The organism is Agrobacterium sp. ST15.16.055, assembly GCF_027956555.1.
GTDB lineage: Bacteria > Pseudomonadota > Alphaproteobacteria > Rhizobiales > Rhizobiaceae > Agrobacterium > Agrobacterium salinitolerans.
Map to the genome: position 1 here is coordinate 191,010 of NZ_JAQKGN010000004.1, position 17,541 is coordinate 208,550.

The 17,541-nt window shown below is 54.5% G+C and carries 16 protein-coding genes and 2 pseudogenes; 11 read left to right on the forward strand and 7 right to left on the reverse strand.

Annotation, left to right across the window (positions count from 1 at the left end):
- Positions 1-140 precede the first annotated feature (140 nt).
- Both PL599_RS09020 and PL599_RS09025 read right to left on the reverse strand, forming a co-directional pair.
- Positions 141-2,054 (reverse strand): HAD family hydrolase, encoded by a 1,914-nt coding sequence (locus PL599_RS09020; RefSeq protein ID WP_271359009.1) that lies wholly within the window; start codon positions 2,052-2,054, stop codon positions 141-143.
- 16 nt (positions 2,055-2,070) lie between these two features.
- Positions 2,071-3,819 (reverse strand): glycosyltransferase, encoded by a 1,749-nt coding sequence (locus PL599_RS09025; RefSeq protein ID WP_271359010.1) that lies wholly within the window; start codon positions 3,817-3,819, stop codon positions 2,071-2,073.
- Between the two features lie 555 nt (positions 3,820-4,374).
- Between PL599_RS09025 and PL599_RS09030 the strand changes: the two genes are divergently transcribed.
- The 4 genes and pseudogenes from PL599_RS09030 to PL599_RS09045 all read left to right on the forward strand — a co-directional run bounded on the left by PL599_RS09030 (position 4,375) and on the right by PL599_RS09045 (position 8,982).
- Positions 4,375-6,138, forward strand: coding sequence for an ABC transporter ATP-binding protein (locus PL599_RS09030; protein ID WP_080793738.1), 1,764 nt, complete (start codon positions 4,375-4,377; stop codon positions 6,136-6,138).
- Between the two features lie 48 nt (positions 6,139-6,186).
- Positions 6,187-6,435: pseudogene (locus tag PL599_RS09035) on the forward strand (fumarylacetoacetate hydrolase family protein); the annotation flags it as partial.
- 4 nt (positions 6,436-6,439) lie between these two features.
- The gene (locus tag PL599_RS09040) at positions 6,440-7,225 is read left to right on the forward strand and encodes a 2-keto-4-pentenoate hydratase (protein WP_271359011.1); all 786 of its coding nucleotides are present in this window, start codon (positions 6,440-6,442) and stop codon (positions 7,223-7,225) included.
- 386 nt (positions 7,226-7,611) lie between these two features.
- The gene (locus PL599_RS09045; protein ID WP_271359012.1) at positions 7,612-8,982 is read left to right on the forward strand and encodes a hypothetical protein; all 1,371 of its coding nucleotides are present in this window, start codon (positions 7,612-7,614) and stop codon (positions 8,980-8,982) included.
- Positions 8,983-8,993: 11 nt separating this feature from the next.
- Here the strand turns inward: PL599_RS09045 and PL599_RS09050 are convergent, their stop codons facing one another.
- Together PL599_RS09050 and PL599_RS09055 are read right to left on the reverse strand one after the other, a co-directional pair.
- Positions 8,994-9,314, reverse strand: a complete 321-nt coding sequence (locus tag PL599_RS09050) for a hypothetical protein (protein WP_271359013.1) — start codon at positions 9,312-9,314, stop codon at positions 8,994-8,996.
- A 30-nt stretch (positions 9,315-9,344) separates the two neighbouring features.
- Positions 9,345-10,250 (reverse strand): LysR family transcriptional regulator, encoded by a 906-nt coding sequence (locus PL599_RS09055; protein ID WP_271359014.1) that lies wholly within the window; start codon positions 10,248-10,250, stop codon positions 9,345-9,347.
- Between the two features lie 183 nt (positions 10,251-10,433).
- Between PL599_RS09055 and PL599_RS09060 the strand changes: the two genes are divergently transcribed.
- Positions 10,434-11,477, forward strand: coding sequence for an aldo/keto reductase (locus PL599_RS09060; protein ID WP_271359046.1), 1,044 nt, complete (start codon positions 10,434-10,436; stop codon positions 11,475-11,477).
- 51 nt (positions 11,478-11,528) lie between these two features.
- On the opposite strand, the gene PL599_RS09065 is transcribed toward PL599_RS09060, so the two are convergent.
- Together PL599_RS09065 and PL599_RS09070 are read right to left on the reverse strand one after the other, a co-directional pair.
- On the reverse strand, positions 11,529-12,479 hold the full coding sequence (locus PL599_RS09065) for a bile acid:sodium symporter family protein (RefSeq protein ID WP_271359015.1): 951 nt from the start codon (positions 12,477-12,479) through the stop codon (positions 11,529-11,531).
- 80 nt (positions 12,480-12,559) lie between these two features.
- Positions 12,560-13,360 (reverse strand): hypothetical protein, encoded by an 801-nt coding sequence (locus PL599_RS09070; RefSeq protein WP_142913059.1) that lies wholly within the window; start codon positions 13,358-13,360, stop codon positions 12,560-12,562.
- A 139-nt stretch (positions 13,361-13,499) separates the two neighbouring features.
- Here PL599_RS09070 and PL599_RS09075 point away from each other — a divergent pair, with 139 nt between their 5' ends.
- On the forward strand, positions 13,500-14,567 hold the full coding sequence (locus PL599_RS09075) for a linear amide C-N hydrolase (protein ID WP_077983983.1): 1,068 nt from the start codon (positions 13,500-13,502) through the stop codon (positions 14,565-14,567).
- A gap of 224 nt (positions 14,568-14,791) precedes the next feature.
- Here PL599_RS09075 and PL599_RS09080 read toward each other — a convergent pair whose 3' ends face one another.
- The gene (locus tag PL599_RS09080) at positions 14,792-15,151 is read right to left on the reverse strand and encodes a VOC family protein (RefSeq protein ID WP_271359016.1); all 360 of its coding nucleotides are present in this window, start codon (positions 15,149-15,151) and stop codon (positions 14,792-14,794) included.
- Positions 15,152-15,442: 291 nt separating this feature from the next.
- On the opposite strand from PL599_RS09080, the gene PL599_RS09085 reads away from it, so the two are divergent.
- From PL599_RS09085 to PL599_RS09105, 5 genes and pseudogenes are all read left to right on the forward strand, one after another.
- On the forward strand, positions 15,443-16,042 hold the full coding sequence (locus PL599_RS09085; protein WP_271359017.1) for a superoxide dismutase: 600 nt from the start codon (positions 15,443-15,445) through the stop codon (positions 16,040-16,042).
- Between the two features lie 105 nt (positions 16,043-16,147).
- Positions 16,148-16,483, forward strand: coding sequence for a ferredoxin FdxA (gene fdxA / locus PL599_RS09090; RefSeq protein WP_077983987.1), 336 nt, complete (start codon positions 16,148-16,150; stop codon positions 16,481-16,483).
- 11 nt (positions 16,484-16,494) lie between these two features.
- Positions 16,495-17,070: a flavin reductase family protein gene (locus PL599_RS09095; protein WP_271359018.1), complete on the forward strand. Its 576-nt coding sequence runs from the start codon at positions 16,495-16,497 to the stop codon at positions 17,068-17,070.
- A 132-nt stretch (positions 17,071-17,202) separates the two neighbouring features.
- Positions 17,203-17,367 (forward strand): annotated as a pseudogene (locus PL599_RS09100) (GntR family transcriptional regulator); the annotation flags it as partial.
- Positions 17,368-17,383: 16 nt separating this feature from the next.
- Positions 17,384-17,527: a hypothetical protein gene (locus PL599_RS09105; RefSeq protein WP_269825350.1), complete on the forward strand. Its 144-nt coding sequence runs from the start codon at positions 17,384-17,386 to the stop codon at positions 17,525-17,527.
- The last annotated feature ends 14 nt before the right edge of the window (positions 17,528-17,541 follow it).

Consider the following 17,541-nt stretch of genomic DNA (forward strand, 5'->3'; position numbering starts at 1 on the left):
CCCACTGACTGCTGGACGTCCGGCGCTTTTGGCGGTCGTCAAGCACCATCACCGCCAGGGTTGCTGTGGCGCCTCTGTCACGAGGTCGCCACACAATGCCATTCTGCCAATGACGCAAATATTGCATCCGGCAATCATTTTCACTTGTTCAATCGATCAAAAGCGACCTTCCAAAATGCGTTATCTCTCGCTAAACGCATCTGTCGTTTCGACTTTCGAATATTGTCGGGCTGTCGGGCCGCAAGGACAAGTCGCGTCGAGGTAACGCCAGCAGTGTCAGAATGGGAAAGTCCTGCGAGCAAATCCAATTCGTCTTGCTGGGGATTAGTAACAAGCCGCTGGAAAGGAGCCGCCCAAGCTAATGAAGAAATCACCTCAGGACTATAGATTTTCAGAAGATATTTATTATCTTCCACAAACTTGATCACTCCTTGCTGTACCCTCATCGCCTTTTCGCGATAGTCACTCTCCTCTGGGAGGATATCTTCGAGTTTAGGGACAATCTCGCCTTCAGCGCTTATTTCATAGCCTAGGGTTGTGCCGTGGTCCGCAGTCAAAGCGAATTCCAAAAGTTCAACGCCGCCTGTTAATAGGTAATCTTGAATCTGAGGATGACTGCCATATTGGGATAGCCAACCATGCATAATAAATCCTAGGTTTTTGTTCGTGACGGCCGACGAATGGAGCCCTAGATAAAGTCCAATTACGTTTTCTTTAGAGTAGGTATGATCCAAAACGCCGAAAAGATACCTCTGAGTATTACCGTTCCACCCGATGTCGACCAGCCCAGTCTTTACCTCCGGAGAAAAGTGTTTTTCAAAGTAATGGCGAAATTTTTTTCTCCGCTCACTGGAAGTCTTTAGTCCAAGATCAAAGGTCGTCGCCACCATCGCGCGACTGTCGTTGATTTTCTCCGGAGGAATCGGCTGCCCCAGAACCAGTCCAAACTGCTCTAAAAGGTGAGGGATTTTTCGTGCGTCGTAACCTACGGTATCGAGATACTGCTCTATTGGTCTGGATACTTTACCCCCAAAAGGCACCCACGTTTTGTCGAGATCCCATTCCTTCAATCCAATTTGATGACCGACACTCCTGGAAAAATGAAGATAGGAACTGCTGACGTTTCCCAGTTCCGCATCCTGCTTTACAATTTCAAATAGCTTATGCGGAAGCCACCCGTCACGTGCGACAAAAGCGACGTGCTCAACTTTGGTCTCTTTTATTTTCCACAGAAGCCATATCGTAAAACCAAAAATAAGAGGACCGAAAATCCGGTAACCTATACTCGCATAAGCTTCTTGGGGCACAAACTGTCGCGATTGGGGCGTAGCGAGGAAATCAACAACGCTGTTTACGAGATATTCGTTTCGCGCACACTTCGACCACAACGGCCGATTGTCAACTTTGGCCCAATCCGCCAGATGAGTAGCTAGCGAGTATTTTTTTGCTTGCTCTATGTCGGCCCACACATTGTCCCCGACATGTAACCAAGAACCTGAAAAGCTGACATTTAAGCTTCTGCTCACTTCTTGATAAAGCGCGCCACTGTGTTTACTTTTCCTAAATTCCCCAGAAACGAAAATCTTTACATCGGAAAGCCCTTGAAATCCTTTTTCCTGCAATACGGTCTTAAGCCAGGACGATGGCAAATACATGTCTGAAACGAGGGCAATTCGTTTCGCCTTCGCCCTCAACTCGTCGTATGTCCGCAGGCCTGCTTCACTGGCGAAGAGAAATTCTTGCTCCAACTCCAGTTCCTTTGCCTGAAGCAACTGTCTCAATTCGCCGCCGCATCCGGTTAAAGCTTCATAACGATCGTAGATTTCCGTAAAGGTTATCTCACCCTCTTCTCCGGCCAGTTCAGCACGAATTTCACGCGCTTCTTTTTCGGCCTGGATACGGTGGTGGGAGAAAGTGACGAGCAGATCATGGTGTAGGAGCGCAATATTCTCCTGCATAACAGCGGCTCGAACAGCTTCAAACACATCTACCGGTGCTCGCAGCTTTCGATGCAAAAGTGTATCAAAGATATCAAATGTTACTAATTCATACATCAATATGCCCTTAAGTCTAACGTCTCAGCAGGCGGTTTCGCCAACGCCTGAACCAAACTGAAAGTTCATGCCGCCACTTTGGGCGTACAGGGCGGAGACCGTGTATCGCAGCTTCCATCTGTCCCAGCCGCCACAGGATGTGATACACCTCATTTTGAGTGAACTCCTGAATTTCAGCCGGAATGGTGATTGCGATTCGACGCTCTCCGCTTTCTCCTGCCGCTTGACGCACAAGGTCGTTACGCATTTTTTGGTGATAGAGGCGATGTTGAGTTATGCCGGCATGGATGGTGTTTCCAAGCTCGCCCGTGGCTGAAACACGTTGGTGATAAAAACTTAGATACTCAGGAAGAATCCAAACATCGTGCATCATTAAGAACCGCGAATGAAAATCCCAATCACCAGCGACGGGCAGGCTTTCATTGAAGAGACCCAATTCGCGCGCAGTGGCGAGGTCGAACATGAACGCTATTGGAGGAAACTGATTGCGAACCAACATCTTTTGAACGGAGAGTAAACCCTCATCGAGAGGGTCGGAATGCAAAGCTCGAAACGGTTCGACGCGTTCTATTGTGATTTCATTACCGACAACAGTTTCAAATACACTGTTGATGCGGCATACAATTCCTTTGATTGACGGAAATGTTTTCTGACGACGGGCGATGGTTGAGGTCATCGAAGCCAGAAACTCGGGCGCCCAGCTATCATCGTCATCGTGGATGACGGCGTATTCCGTATTCAACGTTGCGAGTCCGGCATTTGATGCCGCCTCCATTCCCTTGGACACCTCATGATGAAGAACGCTCACTCTCGCGTCTCCCTCGAAGATCTGCCCAACGAGCCAATCAACGGACTCAGCCTGCCCGCCATCATTTACGACAACCAGTCTCCAATCTTCATATGTCTGGTTCTTTACGCTTTCCAGCGCCCTTCGAAGCAGTACGGCGCGATCCTTTGTCCGAGTGACAATCCCCACACCAGTAGGGCCAGAGACGCTTTCCGCGCCCGCTCCGTCTCCGTCAACTTGAGATGCGCTATTTTTCGTGGCTAGGCTGCTATCCATGAATATAAGATTGACCGCTGTCTTCGCTACGAGCACATAACCCTTGCTTTCCAGCAACTGAGAGATCAGTTCAGCATTGTTTTCAATAAAATGTTCAGAGGGCTCCGCTTGGACAACGGCAGGGCGCCAGCGGTCCCAATCGACGTCCTTAAGCAAGTCAAGGTCCAAACCTTCAGTGTCGATGGACAGATACAAGGGTGCGCGCTCTGAAAAAAACTCCTCAAGCACATCGTTCATACGAGATGCCTGAACCGTGATGACATCTTTCAATCCGACGGCGCCATCTTGCCAATCTTCGACAAATCGCCTCGATAAAGACGAGAGTTCATTTTGATTTGATACGAAAAGCTCTGCGGTATCTGAATCACCGACAATAATCGCCTTGTTCAAAACAAGGTCTTGTTTTCGAACCTTTTCCAGATCGGCTATAAGCGCCGGATTTGCCTCAACGAGGACCCCGCTCATTCCCAATTCGAGAGAAAGAAGATACGTCGCACTTGTGGCAATTGGATGATTAGCGCCAACCTCAAGATATCGCTCTGCCGAAAGATCAAAATGCCTACGCGCGGAAAGCGCTTTCAGTATACTGACAACAATAAGATCTTCTGCGCATTGCGCATAATATCTCTGCGCCAAAACATCAATATCAGGCGGCCTCAATCCAAATTTCTCAATTTCATTATAAACGAAACTATTCCTCAAGGAGCACCCTAAAAATCATTAACATGCAGAAACACCAAATCTAAAAAATCCAATTAAATAATAATCATAATAATTTTTATAGTCTATAGAAATATCGTAGAAATAATAAGATTAGACGAAACTAAATTAATTACATTTTGGATTAATAATATTAAATCCAAAAAATACTTATAAATACATGCATCATGATAAAATTCACATCCAGTGAACATTATGATTCTGTGTAGCCAAACACGGGAGGCATGATCGCGCACGACACGCGCACGAAGCCAAAGCGCTGATATTGACAGACAGAATGAGGAGGACTATTTGCTAGCCACTAATTTGGGCCGCACATGGCTTGGAAATGGGGGGTTTCGCCCTCGTAAACGCAAGTCGTTGCCGAACTATCTTGATCCGAGTTCCGTAAATCTCCGTGCAGCGCGGATGGATGATGCAACAAGGTGAATACGAGTGACATGCTGACTAGGTGACACTACAATTACCTTTGCCATGGGGTGGTGAGCAGGTCTTGCTTCGGAACGATATTTATCTTGAATTCGCAAGGATATTGCAGTGATCGGATCATTTTTGTCGCCAGACGACAAAAAGCTGTTAACGCGGCTATTTAAGGAAAACTTCAAAAAACACGTCGGCTGGTATTCTGCGGCAATCGCGGCGATGCTCGTTGTCGCGGGCATGACATCTCTTAGCGCTTGGATAATGCGTGATATTGTCAACAGCGTCTACCTGAAGCAAGGTTTCGATGTCGTCCTCGAGATTGCATTTGCAGTTGCAGCCATCTTCATAGTGAAGGGGCTTGCTACCTTTGTTCAGAGCTACTACCTCAGCAAGGCGGGAAATAGCATCGTCGCCGAGCAGCAGCGCAAAATCTACGATAGGCTCCTCAAGCAAGGCGTCTCTTTTTTCCAAAATTTGCCATCTTCAGAACTTCTGGTCCGCGTGACCTACAACGCCCAAGCTGCCCGCAGCGTCATCGACACAATCGTCACATCCTTCGTTCGCGACCTCTTCTCCCTCCTCGGCTTGATTATCGTGATGTTCGCCCAGAATTTCCTTCTGAGCGCGATTTCCATGATTATCGGTCCTTTGGCAATCTTCAGCGTTCGTCTCGTTCTGCGGCGCGTCCGAAAGATCATGGAGGCGGAACTTGCTTCGTTGGGCGAAATCGTCAACGTCGTCCAGGAAACCAGCATCGGCGTGCGAGTCATCAAGGCTTTTTCCTTAGAGAAGCTGATGGCGCAACGCATGAACAAAGCGGTTTCCGATGTCGAGCAGCGAGCCAATGGCATAGCCAGACTGGAAGCCGCGACCAGCCCGATCATGGAAACCTTGTCTGGCCTTGCCATTGCAGTGGTAATTGCCGTCTCTGGCTACACTGTGCTCGAAAAAGGCGGTTCCCCCGGCGATCTGATGGCCTTTATCACGGCTCTTCTCCTTGCCTACGAGCCTGCCAAGCGGCTTGCTCGGATGCGCGTGCAGATCGAGGGCGGAATGATAGGCGTGCGCATGATGTTTCAGGTGCTGGACGCGCCGCTAACGCTGACCGAAAAGAAGGACGCAGTCCCGCTTCCCAAGGCAAGCGGCGATGTCGAGCTTAAGAACGTCAGCTTCGAGTACGTGCCCGGCCAGCCGGTTCTTAACGACGTTAGCGTCCTCTTCGAAGGCGGCAAGATGACGGCACTGGTCGGCCCCTCCGGCAGTGGCAAGTCGACGATCATCAACCTCATGATGCGTCTTTACGATCCACAGAACGGCTCCGTTGAAATCAACGGCATGGATCTGCGCGATGTTTCCTTTGCCAGCCTGCGCGAACACGTTTCTTATGTCGGTCAGGAAACATTCCTGTTCTCCGGAACGATCAAGCACAACATCTCCGTCGGCCGCGACAATGCGACAGAGGAAGAGATCATAGCGGCAGCAAAGGCTGCGAATGCGCATGATTTCATCATGAAGATGCAGAACGGATACGACACCAGGCTGGGCGAAAACGGCTCCGGCCTGTCTGGCGGCCAGCGACAGCGTGTGGCGATTGCACGCGCGATGCTTCGGGACGCGGATATCCTGATCCTGGACGAAGCGACAAGTGCACTGGATTCCGAGTCCGAGGCTCTCGTGCGGGATGCGCTAGAGCGCCTGACGCTCAACAAGACATCCATCGTGATCGCCCATCGCCTTTCCACAATCAACCGCGCCGACAAAATCGTCGTGATGGATAATGGTGAAGTGGCCGAACAGGGAAGCCGGCGTGAATTGCTAGCGAATGACGGTCTGTATAAACGACTTCACAGCATCCAGTTCGACGCAGACGTCGCGTGACACCAAAATAAAACGGGCGGCCATTGCCGCTCGAATTTTATTTCAGAGCGAAAAGGAGCCGTCTCGACATCCAAGATGAGTTTTCCGATCGCAATGCTTGTTTCTTACATCAGCCGCTTCATGCGCCTCATGCCGGGCGACGTTGTCACCACGGGGACGCCGCCCGGGGTCGGTCTTGGAATGAACCCGCCCGTGTTCCTAAAAGCCGGCGATATGGTCGAACTCGGCATTGATGGCCTTGGCACACCACGTCAAATCGTGACGGCATTCAGCGCGCGAGATCATCAGGAGACATGAGCGAATGACTGCAATCGAGAAGCTGGCTGGACGCTTTACCACCGCGAGCCGAGGCGGGGCGAAAATTTCTCTGGCGGCGGTGCAGGCGGAGGGTCTCATCCCCGGGACGCTTGCAGAGGCTATGGCGGTCCAGCGGGCTTTTGCTGAGAGCGGGGCAGAACCGGTTGCCGGCTGGAAACTGGCTATCCGCCCCGACGGCGAGGCCGTCGGGGCGCCCATGTTCGATTGCGTGCGGGTCGATGAAGCCAATGCCGCTTCTTTTCCCCATGGCGGCACCGAAGGCATCGAGGTCGAGATCTGCTTTACGCTTTCGGCGGATATTCCTGCGGCGGCGGCGGGGCCGCTGGCGAGGGCCGACCTGATGGCATTTATCGACAAGGTCCATCTTGGCGCTGAACTTCTCCGCTACAGGCTGGCGGAGAAAAACCAGGTGCCGTTTCCGCTTTTTCTCGCGGATCGTCTCGCCAACCACGGCTTCGTCATCGGACCGGAAGTCGATAAAGGCATCGTGGATGTCTTTGCCGGAAATGGCGAAAACCTGCCGCAGCTCACCGTCACCGACGGGTCGGTATCGCTGTTCGATGCTACGGCAAAACATCCCAATGGCGATCCGCTTGCGCCGCTGGTCGCCTTTGCCAACTCGGCGTTCAACAGGGGCAATATGCTCAAGGCTGGTAACGTCGTAACGACAGGCAGCCTCTGCGGTGCGATACCAAGCACGATTGCCAATGAGACGCACATAAGGCTGGAATCGGTTGAAACCTTCACGCTCTCAGGTCCGAGAGAATAGACGTTCGCCCTCCAGCTAATTCCGTTTCCTGCGACCGGCCGCCTTTATCCCGTTTTCGGAATTTTGACACGAAAAATCGGAATTTCTGAGAACCCCAGATTAGCGGGTCAAAGGCGTCTTCTGTCGCCAAAAATCCATTTTTGGATGCCCGTTGAACTCTTCTGCGGCTCAAATCCGACGCCGTTAGATCAGGAGCATGAGCCGTGTGGATGTCGTGCTGTTCGTGTCCTCCTGAGCACACGAAACGTTTTGCGATTGGCACACTATGAATGTGGGGAGCGCGCACCATTTAAGTAGAAAACGCAGCTTACGGATGGTAAGGAGCGTCTTGATTCAATTCTCAATTGACTGGGCTTTTTACGTTTTTTTGCTTGTTGGGGGCAATAATGAATAAAAGTAACTTGTATGGCGCGACGGAACGCTTTCGATCACAGGCAACTCCTGTGGCAAGTGGTCTGCTGGCGCTTGCTCCTTATGCAGTGGCCATAACGATTGCCTATTTGTTTTATGTCAACATCCTTCCCTATTTTCGACCGTACGCTTGGGTGGATGACTGGATTTATGCACGGCCACTCGAATTCACAACGCAGCGAGAATGGTGGGTGTGGCTTTGGCAGCAGCACGTAGACCACCGTATCCCGATCCAAAAGCTTACAAACTTTTTCATCTTGTCGTGGTCCGGGTTTGATTACCGATGGCTCGTCGGCGTCAACTTTTTGATGGCTCTCATAAGCACGGTGTTTATCGTGGAAGCGGCAAGAGTTTATCGAGGCAGAAGGTCGATTGGCGATGTGGCCATTCCCTTCATCTTCCTAAACTTTGGTATGGGCTACACCCAGTGGGGTTTCCACTTCCAATTCACTTCGTCCATTCTTTGTTTATCCGGGTTCCTCCTAGCCACTTTATTGTGGCTTCGGAGCCAGAGTAACACACATGCGTTTCTTGCAGTCTTCAGTCTGACGATCGCGTGCTTGACCGGCATGAACGGCGTTCTTCCAGCCTTAGGTGCCGGCATTGCATTTACAGCTTGGGCAATTTGGCGAAGGAAACCGTTCGGTACAGTGTTTCTCTTTGCCGTCCCTTTGATCGTCGCGTCTCACATCTTGGCGACATGGACCCCTTACGCTGGCGGGGATCAGTCTTCAGTGAACGCTTATGAGTTCTTGGACTATGCCATGGGCCTAACCACTGGATCGTTTGCGTTCTTCCTGCAAAGTTACGAGACACTGGCCCGTGTTGTCGTGACATCTCTCATGATCTTTGCCATCATATCGATCGTGTTCCGGCTCAAACGCAGGCAATTGGATGACGCTGACTTGCTGGTCTTTGCATGTCTTGCCATTTATGTCTGTCTGTTGGCCGCGATCTCTTACGGTCGGGCAAAAATGCAAGGTGGTTGGGAGGCAGGGTCCGCAATCCATTATGGGGTACTTACAATTTTCGTGCCGATCCTCTCTTGGATTATCGTTTCGAAGAACGCGCCAAAGTATACAGTTGAGCTGCTTGGTGCGATCCTCTTAACCATCGGAATCTGGGTCTTTCAGGTGAATGTCGAGACAAGAATGTGGTATATCAACCACAATAATCCGCTTCAGGCGAAGGCATTGCAGGATTTAGCATCCGAGAAGCCCATTGAGGAAATTGCGAAGGAAAACATTACGCAATTTCACGCTGGAATGCCGGGTATTCATGCGGTCACCGAAGGAATAGCCGCATTTCGTAAAGCGCATGCTGAACTCTACGGGGGGAAACCGTAGAATTCGTTTTATCACGTGGAAGGCCACTCACAACCGACGATCGCTTCTTCGGAGGTCGCATTATTGACGAGTTCCACGAGGCGATCGAGAGTGGTTTGGCACTGGATAACGTGCGCCTTTCCGTCAGCCCCAGCCTTTTGAATTTGCGCTGCCGAGTGATCGCGGAAGCTCCACAAATCTTTCTCATCCATACACCAAAACGGGGTTGACCATCCGCTTCCAGATGTTGGCAGCAAGCTGTCAGTCACCGGTCCAATCATGTTTATCCTATCGGTGATTTTGATCGTGTCCCAGAGATTCCGGTAACTGGTGGCAAAGTATACCGCCTCCATCCGGGCCGCACTTCTAATGTCCCGGGAAGGTCACTTCACCCGCCCGTATTCGCCGAGAAAATCGAGCAGGGCTCGAATACGTGCCGGAAGCGGACCGCGTTGGCCGACATAAACGGCATGAAACATCTCCGTCTCACCTGTGTCGAGATGATCGAGCACGGAGACCAGCCGGCCGGCGGTGATATCCTCCCGCACGGTGAAGGCGGCAAGGCGGACCAGACCGACACCGGCAAGGGCAAGACGGCGAAGGCCCTCACCGTCGCTGACCTGCACGCGCCCCGTCGCCGGAATGACAACAGTCTTTCCGGCATCCCGCAACGGCCACCCGTCGACTGATCGGGCATAGCCAAATCCGAGCCGATTGTGATCTTCCAGATCGGCGATTGTTTGCGGCACGCCGCAGCGCTCAAGATAATCCGGAGCGGCCGCGATCATCATCCTCGTCTCACCGAGTTTCCGGGCGACGAGGCTTGAGCTTTTGAGCGGCCCGGCGCGCACCGCCACATCCATGCGCTCCGCAAGCAGGTCAACCACCAGATCCGTCTGGACGATATCGAGCGTGATGCCTGGATGAAGCGCCAGAAACCGTGGCAGGATGGGCGCAAGAATATGCGTTGCATAAGAAGCGCTTGTGTTGATCCGCACGCGGCCGACAGGCTGTTCGCCCTCACCTGCGGCGCGTTCAGCCTCTTCGAGATCGGCAAGAATGCGGGTGGCCCTTTCATAGAAGGCGCAGCCCTCCGGCGTTATCTGAAGTTGCCGGGTGGAACGGTTGAGCAGGCGTGCGCCCAAGCGGCCTTCCAACCGTGCGATCAGCTTGCTCACCGCTGAAGGCGTCATGTTTGCCGCCGCGGCTGCGCGGGAAAAACCGCCGAGCTCGACGACCCGCACGAAGATTTCCATCTCCCCTGCCCGGTTGATTTCCAGTCGCGCCATGATGATTTGATCTCACAAGTGAAAGTATTTTCGGCATTCTATTTCATTGAAGAGCGAGCGTCTATCTTCAGACAGCGATTGAAACGCATCGCAATCTTCATCTGCAAGATCACGACGGGATGGACAGAGCGCGGCGCTGCCAGAGCCCGCCACGACCATTTCGAAGCAAGAAAGGAACGCCCCATGGAATATCGCTATCTCGGCAAATCCGGCCTGAAAGTGCCGGTCTTGAGTTTTGGTACCGGAACTTTCGGCGGCTCCGGCCCGCTTTTCAGCAACTGGGGCAATTCAGACGCCACGGAAGCCCGGCGTCTGATCGATATTTGTCTGGAAGCCGGCGTCAACCTCTTCGATACCGCCGACGTCTACTCCAATGGCGCATCGGAGGAAGTGCTTGGCGAGGCCATCAAAGGCAGGCGCGACAGCGTTCTGATCTCGACCAAGACCAGCCTGCCGATGGGCGACGGGCCGAACGAGGCGGGCTCGTCCCGCTTCCGATTGCTGCGGGCGGTGGATGACGCCCTGCACCGCCTCCAGACCGACTATATCGACATCCTTCAACTCCACGCCTTCGACGCCTTCACACCGGTTGAGGAAGTGCTCTCGACGCTCGATGCGCTCGTCCGGTCGGGCAAGGTGCGATATACCGGCGTTTCGAACTTTTCAGGCTGGCAGATCATGAAGTCGCTCGCCGTCGCGGATCGATACGGTTGGCCGCGTTATGTGGTCAACCAGGTCTATTACTCCCTGATCGGCCGGGATTACGAGTGGGATCTGATGCCGCTCGGCGCGGATCAGGGTCTGGGCGCAATGGTCTGGAGCCCGCTTGGCTGGGGGCGATTGACAGGAAAAATCCGCCGCGGCACGCCGCTGCCTGAAGGTAGCCGCCTGCATGAGACCGCCAGCTTTGGCCCGCCGGTGGATGATGAAGATCTCTACCGCGTGATCGACGCGCTCGACGCTGTCGCAGAAGAGACCGGCAGGACGGTACCGCAGGTCGCCCTCAACTGGCTGCTCAGACGCCCCACAGTTTCCACAGTGATCATCGGTGCGCGCAATGAGGAACAGCTTCGCCAGAACCTCGATGCCGTGGGATGGGAACTGACGCCCGCGCAAGTGGCGCAGCTGGACGAGGCCAGCGCGAAGGCCGCTCCCTATCCGCATTTCCCTTATCAGCGGCAAGCGGGCTTTGCCCGGCTTAATCCACCGGCCGTCACTATGCCGTAACAAGGCTAGTCGGGCCGCCTGACCGGCAGGCGGCCCAGCAGATGTGGAGCTTCAGGCGGCTTTGTTGTCGGAGCCAGCTTCCACACGACCCGAGAACCAGTTCGCGAGGATTGCACCGGAAATATTGTGCCAGACGCTGAAGATCGCGCTCGGCACCGCAGCGACAGGTGAGAAGTAAGCCGTGGCAAGCGCCGCTCCAAGGCCTGAATTCTGCATGCCCACCTCGATCGCGATGGCCTTGCGCTTGGCAAGCGACAGGCCCGTTGCCTTTGCCGCGAGATAACCGATGAGATAACCAAGACCGTTATGCAGGATTACGACGGCAAGAATCATCAGCCCGGACTGGGCGATAGCCGCCTTGGATCCTCCCACCACCGCCGAGACGATCAAGACGATGCCGATGACGCTCACGAGCGGCAATGTCGGAACGGCGGCCTTGACGAGACCGGGCAGCAGCTTCTGCAGAGCGGCGCCGAGAGCGAGCGGAACCAGAACGACCTTGACGATGCTGAGGAACATGGCCCAGCCGTCAACCGGCAGGTACTGGCTCGCAAACAACCAGACGAGGAACGGGGTCACCAACGGCGCGGCAAGCGTGGTGACCGAGGTGCAGGCGACCGACAGCGCGACATCGCCCTTGGAGAGATACGTCATGACGTTAGAAGATGTGCCGCCCGGGCAGCAGCCGACCAGAATGACGCCAGCGGCGACTTCCGGCGGCATGGGAATGATCCGGGTGAGCAGCACCGCCAGAAGCGGCATGACCAGAAACTGGCCAAGGACACCGATCGTCACATCGAACGGCCTTTTGACGACCTCCCTGAAGTCATCGACCGACAGTGTGAGCCCCATGCCGAACATGATGATCGACAGAAGCGTGACGATCCACGGCGCTATCTGCTTGAACGTATCTGGAAAAAAGAAGCCGAGCACGGCAAACAGGATGACCCAGACGGCAAAGGTCTTGCCCACGAAAGCCGAAACGGCTGCCAGCGTTTTCATGTCTATACTCCCAATATAATCATGGGACCCCGTCTAGACTGCAAGGGTGTCGTGTCAAGGTCATAGTGAGGGGAAAAGGGTCAGAACCGATAGGTCAGACCGACAACCGGCCCGCTCAGCCTCGAATCAAAAACATATCCGTCGTCAGAATAGTCCACGTCGAGCACCTTGTAGCCTGCCGAAACGGACAATGTGTCCGTGAAGATGTAGTTCACCGTCGCGAGCGCTGACCAGGTGAGATCGGATCCCGCGCCGAAACCGCCAATATCCACCTGCCCCTGGACGGAGAGCCTGTCTGTCAGGCCAAAAAAAGCGCGCGCGCCGATCACGGGATCAACCCAGCCGAAACTTTCCTTATGCGTGGCTGATACGCTGCCGATCAGGGGATGGCTGGCAGTGACCGCCACCTCGTTGGAGATATGCCAGAAGCGGGCTCCCGCCAAGGCGTCGAGCGAAAATCCGTCTGCATCCACGATCCGGTAACCGGCCTGCAGCGTCGCCATGAATTCCTGCGTATCGACGTTCGCGGCGATTGCCGCGCCAGCCGGAAGGGTGGGCAAACCCGGGATTTGTAGCGCCGGCAGCGGCCCGGCCGCCTTGCTGTCCGTGGTGTCGACATACATTAGATCGCCGGACAGGACAAAGCGGTCATAACGGCCCCAGATGTTCAAGAACCCGCCGAAGTTGAGATCCTCCATGACGTCGGAGAAGGATTTTTCGACATGCAGCGTCGGCGCGCGACGGAAGGGCGAAATGTTGCCGCTCAAACCCGTCGCCCACAGATAACCCGTTGCCTGAAACGCCCAATCCGCGTCATCAACCCTCGCGGGCAGGGAGCCGAGTTGATCCGCGGCTGAGGCCGCGCTTGCAGAAAAAGCCATAACGGCCGCAAAAGCTGATAATTTTAGCAATGACGTCTCCCCAACCGATCGCCTGCAGCTAAACCTATTTGACACGCGCCAACAAGTCCGATTTTCTATCTTACGCTGTATTGGTACCGCGAGAACCGGAGACGTTCCCATGCGCCTGAACACCCTTCCGTTTTTTTCCGCCTGCACCGCCGCGATCTTTTCCATCGCGACGCTCACAACCTCTGTCGCGCAGGCCTGCACGCGGTTCGTCTATCTCGGCGAAAATGATCAGGTGATGACGGCCCGGTCGATGGATTGGAAAACGGATGTCGGAACCAACATCTGGGTCTTCCCCCGCGGCATGGAGCGCTCCGGCGAGGCCGGACCAAATTCGGTCAAATGGACCTCGAAATACGGTAGCGTCATTGCTTCCGGTTATGATATTTCGACGACCGACGGCATGAATGAGGCGGGGCTTGCTGCGAACGTCCTCTGGCTGGTTGAGTCGAGCTATCCCGCCTATGACGGCAAATCGCCGGGCCTGTCCATCGCGGCCTGGGCGCAATACGTGCTCGACAATTTCGCGACGGTGGAAGAGGCCGTCGCTGCACTCGAGAAAAACCCCTTCACAATCGTGACCGACAATGTGCCCGGCGAAGAGCGTCTGGCAACGTTGCACCTTTCCCTTTCGGATGCGAGCGGCGACAGCGCGATCGTTGAATATATCGATGGCAAGCAGGTCATCCATCACGGGCGTCAGTATCAGGTGATGACCAATTCGCCGACCTTCGACCACCAGCTGGCACTCAACGAATATTGGCAGCAGATCGGCGGCACTGTCATGCTGCCGGGCACCAACCGCGCATCGGACCGGTTCGCCCGCGCCTCTTTCTACGCCAACGCCATTCCCAAGAGCGAGAACCCTGTCGAAGCCATCGCCAGCGTCTTCAGCGTGATCCGCAACGTCTCCGTTCCTTACGGCATCACCACACCGGACCAGCCGAATATTTCCTCAACCCGCTGGCGCACGGTGATTGATCACAAACGCAAACTCTATTTCTTCGAATCGGCTCTGACGCCGAATATCTTCTGGATCGACATGACGAAACTCGATCTCTCGAAAGAAACCGGTGCGGTCAAGAAACTCGATCTCGGCCCCAATCAGATCCATATTTATTCGGGTATGGCGAATGAGAGCCTGAAGGACACCAAACCCTTCAAGTTCCTTGGGCTTTGAGGGCGCCGATCGTGCCGCAAGGCATATGAGCAATTGATTGAGAAGGCATGACGCGCCGGACAGAGATCAGAATCTGTCGGTCAGAATTGTGTTTATCCCAATCTGAGCGACCGCTCTCCTCGGAAAGCCCATATCGAAACAGCGCGGCCATCGATCCGGCATCAACCCTGGCGCGAGAGAAATCACTCACCTTCCAGTCATATCCGTGCGGGGCACAAATATCATCAGCTCCGAGCGGGCTCCCACAATTCCACCGGATTACCTTCCGGATCATGTATCCTTGCGAAGCGCCCCACCTCCGAATCCCATTCGGCGCGGGTTTCAACCTCGACGCCGTCTGCCGTCAGCTTCGCGATAAAAGCATCGAGATCATCCACCCGGAAATTGATCATCCATTGCTGTTCAGCACGACCAAAATATTCGCTATTTCTGGCGAAAGGCCCAAAAATCGTCATCCCAGCCTCCTGATGCCACAGGGATTTATGCAGATCGTCGATGCCGAGATGTTTTTCATACCATTCGACTAGACCGGCAGCATCTGCTGCTCTGAAGAATACGCCGCCAATTCCAACGGCTCTGGCCATGACTTACTCCCTCTCATCGACAACGGAAGGCATGCTGCGCAGTCGCCCTCAAAATATCAAGCAGAACGGCAGTCGTAGAGGCCATTAAGACCGGTGTTGCATAGTGGCTCTGCTCTGCCGAAGCCGCTCTACCGGATCCAAAAGCGCTTTCTTCCCGCTTGCGCGTCAGCGTCACATGGCCTTTCAAAAAACCTCTTGACCTGAACCATGGTTGAGGTCCTAGAAGTACTGTCACCTTGTTTTCGCAAGGCTTTTACATGCTCTTGAGCAAACAGTGACAAAGGAACACCCATGGCTTTCCAGCTTCCCGACCTCCCCTACGCCCATGATGCGCTTGCCCATTCGGGCATGTCCGAGGAGACGCTGAAGTTCCATCACGATCTTCACCACAAGGCTTATGTCGATAATCTCAACAAGGCGATATCAGGCACCGAATGGGAAAACAGCAGCCTCGAAGAGATCGTCCGTGGCACCTATGAGAAGGGTGCGGTGGCGCAATCCGGCATTTTCAACAATGCCTCCCAGCACTGGAACCACAATCTCTTCTGGGAAATCATGGGGCCGGAAAATCATGCGATCCCCAAGGAGCTGGAAGAGGCCTTGACGCAGTCCTTCGGCTCGGTCGCGCTGTTCAAGCAGAATTTCGCCCTTGCCGGCGCCTCGCAATTCGGTTCGGGCTGGGCGTGGCTGGTGGTGGATACCGACGGTTCGCTGAAGATCACACGTACCGAAAACGGGGTCAATCCGCTCTGCTTCGGGCAAAAGGCCCTTCTTGGCTGCGATGTGTGGGAACACAGCTATTATATCGATTTCCGCAACAAGCGCCCGGCTTACCTTGAAAACTTCCTCGACAAACTGGTGAACTGGCAGGCGGTCGCGGCCCGCCTTTGATTTGAGCCCCACCGATCCGGCCGGTCCCGCTGCCCTTGAGCGGCCCGCCGGATCAGGCGCAGCCGGACAGCCGCCGTCCGGCTGCAACTCTCTTCGAGCATTCCCATGCCCTATGTCGTCACCGAAAACTGCATCGCCTGCAAATACATGGACTGCGTGGAAGTCTGTCCTGTCGAATGTTTCTATGAAGGCGAGAACATGCTCGTCATTCACCCGGACCAATGTATCGACTGCGGGATATGTGAGCGCGAATGTCCCGCCGCAGCGATCCGGCCGGATACCGAAGCCGGACTGCATGCATGGCTCGACCTCAATCGCCATTATTCCGGCATCTGGCCAAGAGTACACCAGAAAAAGTCACCGCCAGACAATGCCGACATCATGAATGGCGCAGCCGCGAAAATGTCCATCTTTTCGAAAAATCCAGGAGCGGGCGGGTAGCCCGGCACATCATGTCTCACAATCTCAGGCTGATCGATGGCGGTGCGGTTAATCATGCGCATATTCCGCTGAAGTCGTGCTCTTCTCCGACGATCTCCCCGCGTGAATTCAAGGATGTAATGGCCGGCCTCGCCTTCACCGTGGCGGTGGCTGCGGCTTCCCAGGCCGGTGAACGGATCGGGCGCACAATCACATCCTTCATGCCGCTCAGCGCAGAACCGCCGCTTCTGATCATCTCCATCGACGCCAGCAGCCGCATGGTCGATCTCATCGCAGCGAGCCGACGCTTCTCCGTTGCGGCGCTCGCCAGAGGGCAGGAGGAGATTGCCGACGTGTTTGCGGGCAAGGGAAATCACCCGGACCGGTTCAGCATCGGAGACTGGGATGTCTGGCCGTCAGGAAGCCCCAGACTTGCCGATGCGCTTCTGTCAATGGATTGCGAACTTGTCGGTTCCATCGATGCCGCAGACCACATCCTGTTCGTGGGCGCCATAACCGAAGCAATGTCCGGTCCCTTGCGCAAATCCCTGCTCTGGAGCGAACGCGCCTATACCGGCACGGCCGCTCCTCGCGCACGCCAAACTTGAATGTAAATCGTTTGTTCGGAATCAATTCGGTTGGCGCAACTATTGCTCTTTCTTGTCTCCAAGGTGATAGTTCAGTTTGGATGCATAAACTATAGGCAGACATTCTGAAGAGCAACATTGGAGCCGTTGTCCTTGCACATCGACCGGACAATTATCGACGCGATCTTCTGCGGTCGGTTGCGACCTGAAATGCGGCTCGGCGAACAGGAACCGGCGACCTTGTTTAATGTGTCACGCACGGTCGTCCGGCAATCTCTGAAACGACAGGAGGCCCGCGGCCTGGTCACGGCGCGACGCGGCTCCCGCGTGCGTCATGATCACCCACATAAGCGATATCGAAACCCAGCTGACGGCGCGCATCAAGCACACGCCGCAACTCCATCTGCGGGAGGCACTCCAGATACGCCCCCGAAAACCTGACGTCATCGGCCGGACGAAAGCGACGGCCAATGCATAGCAGACAACTTTAGT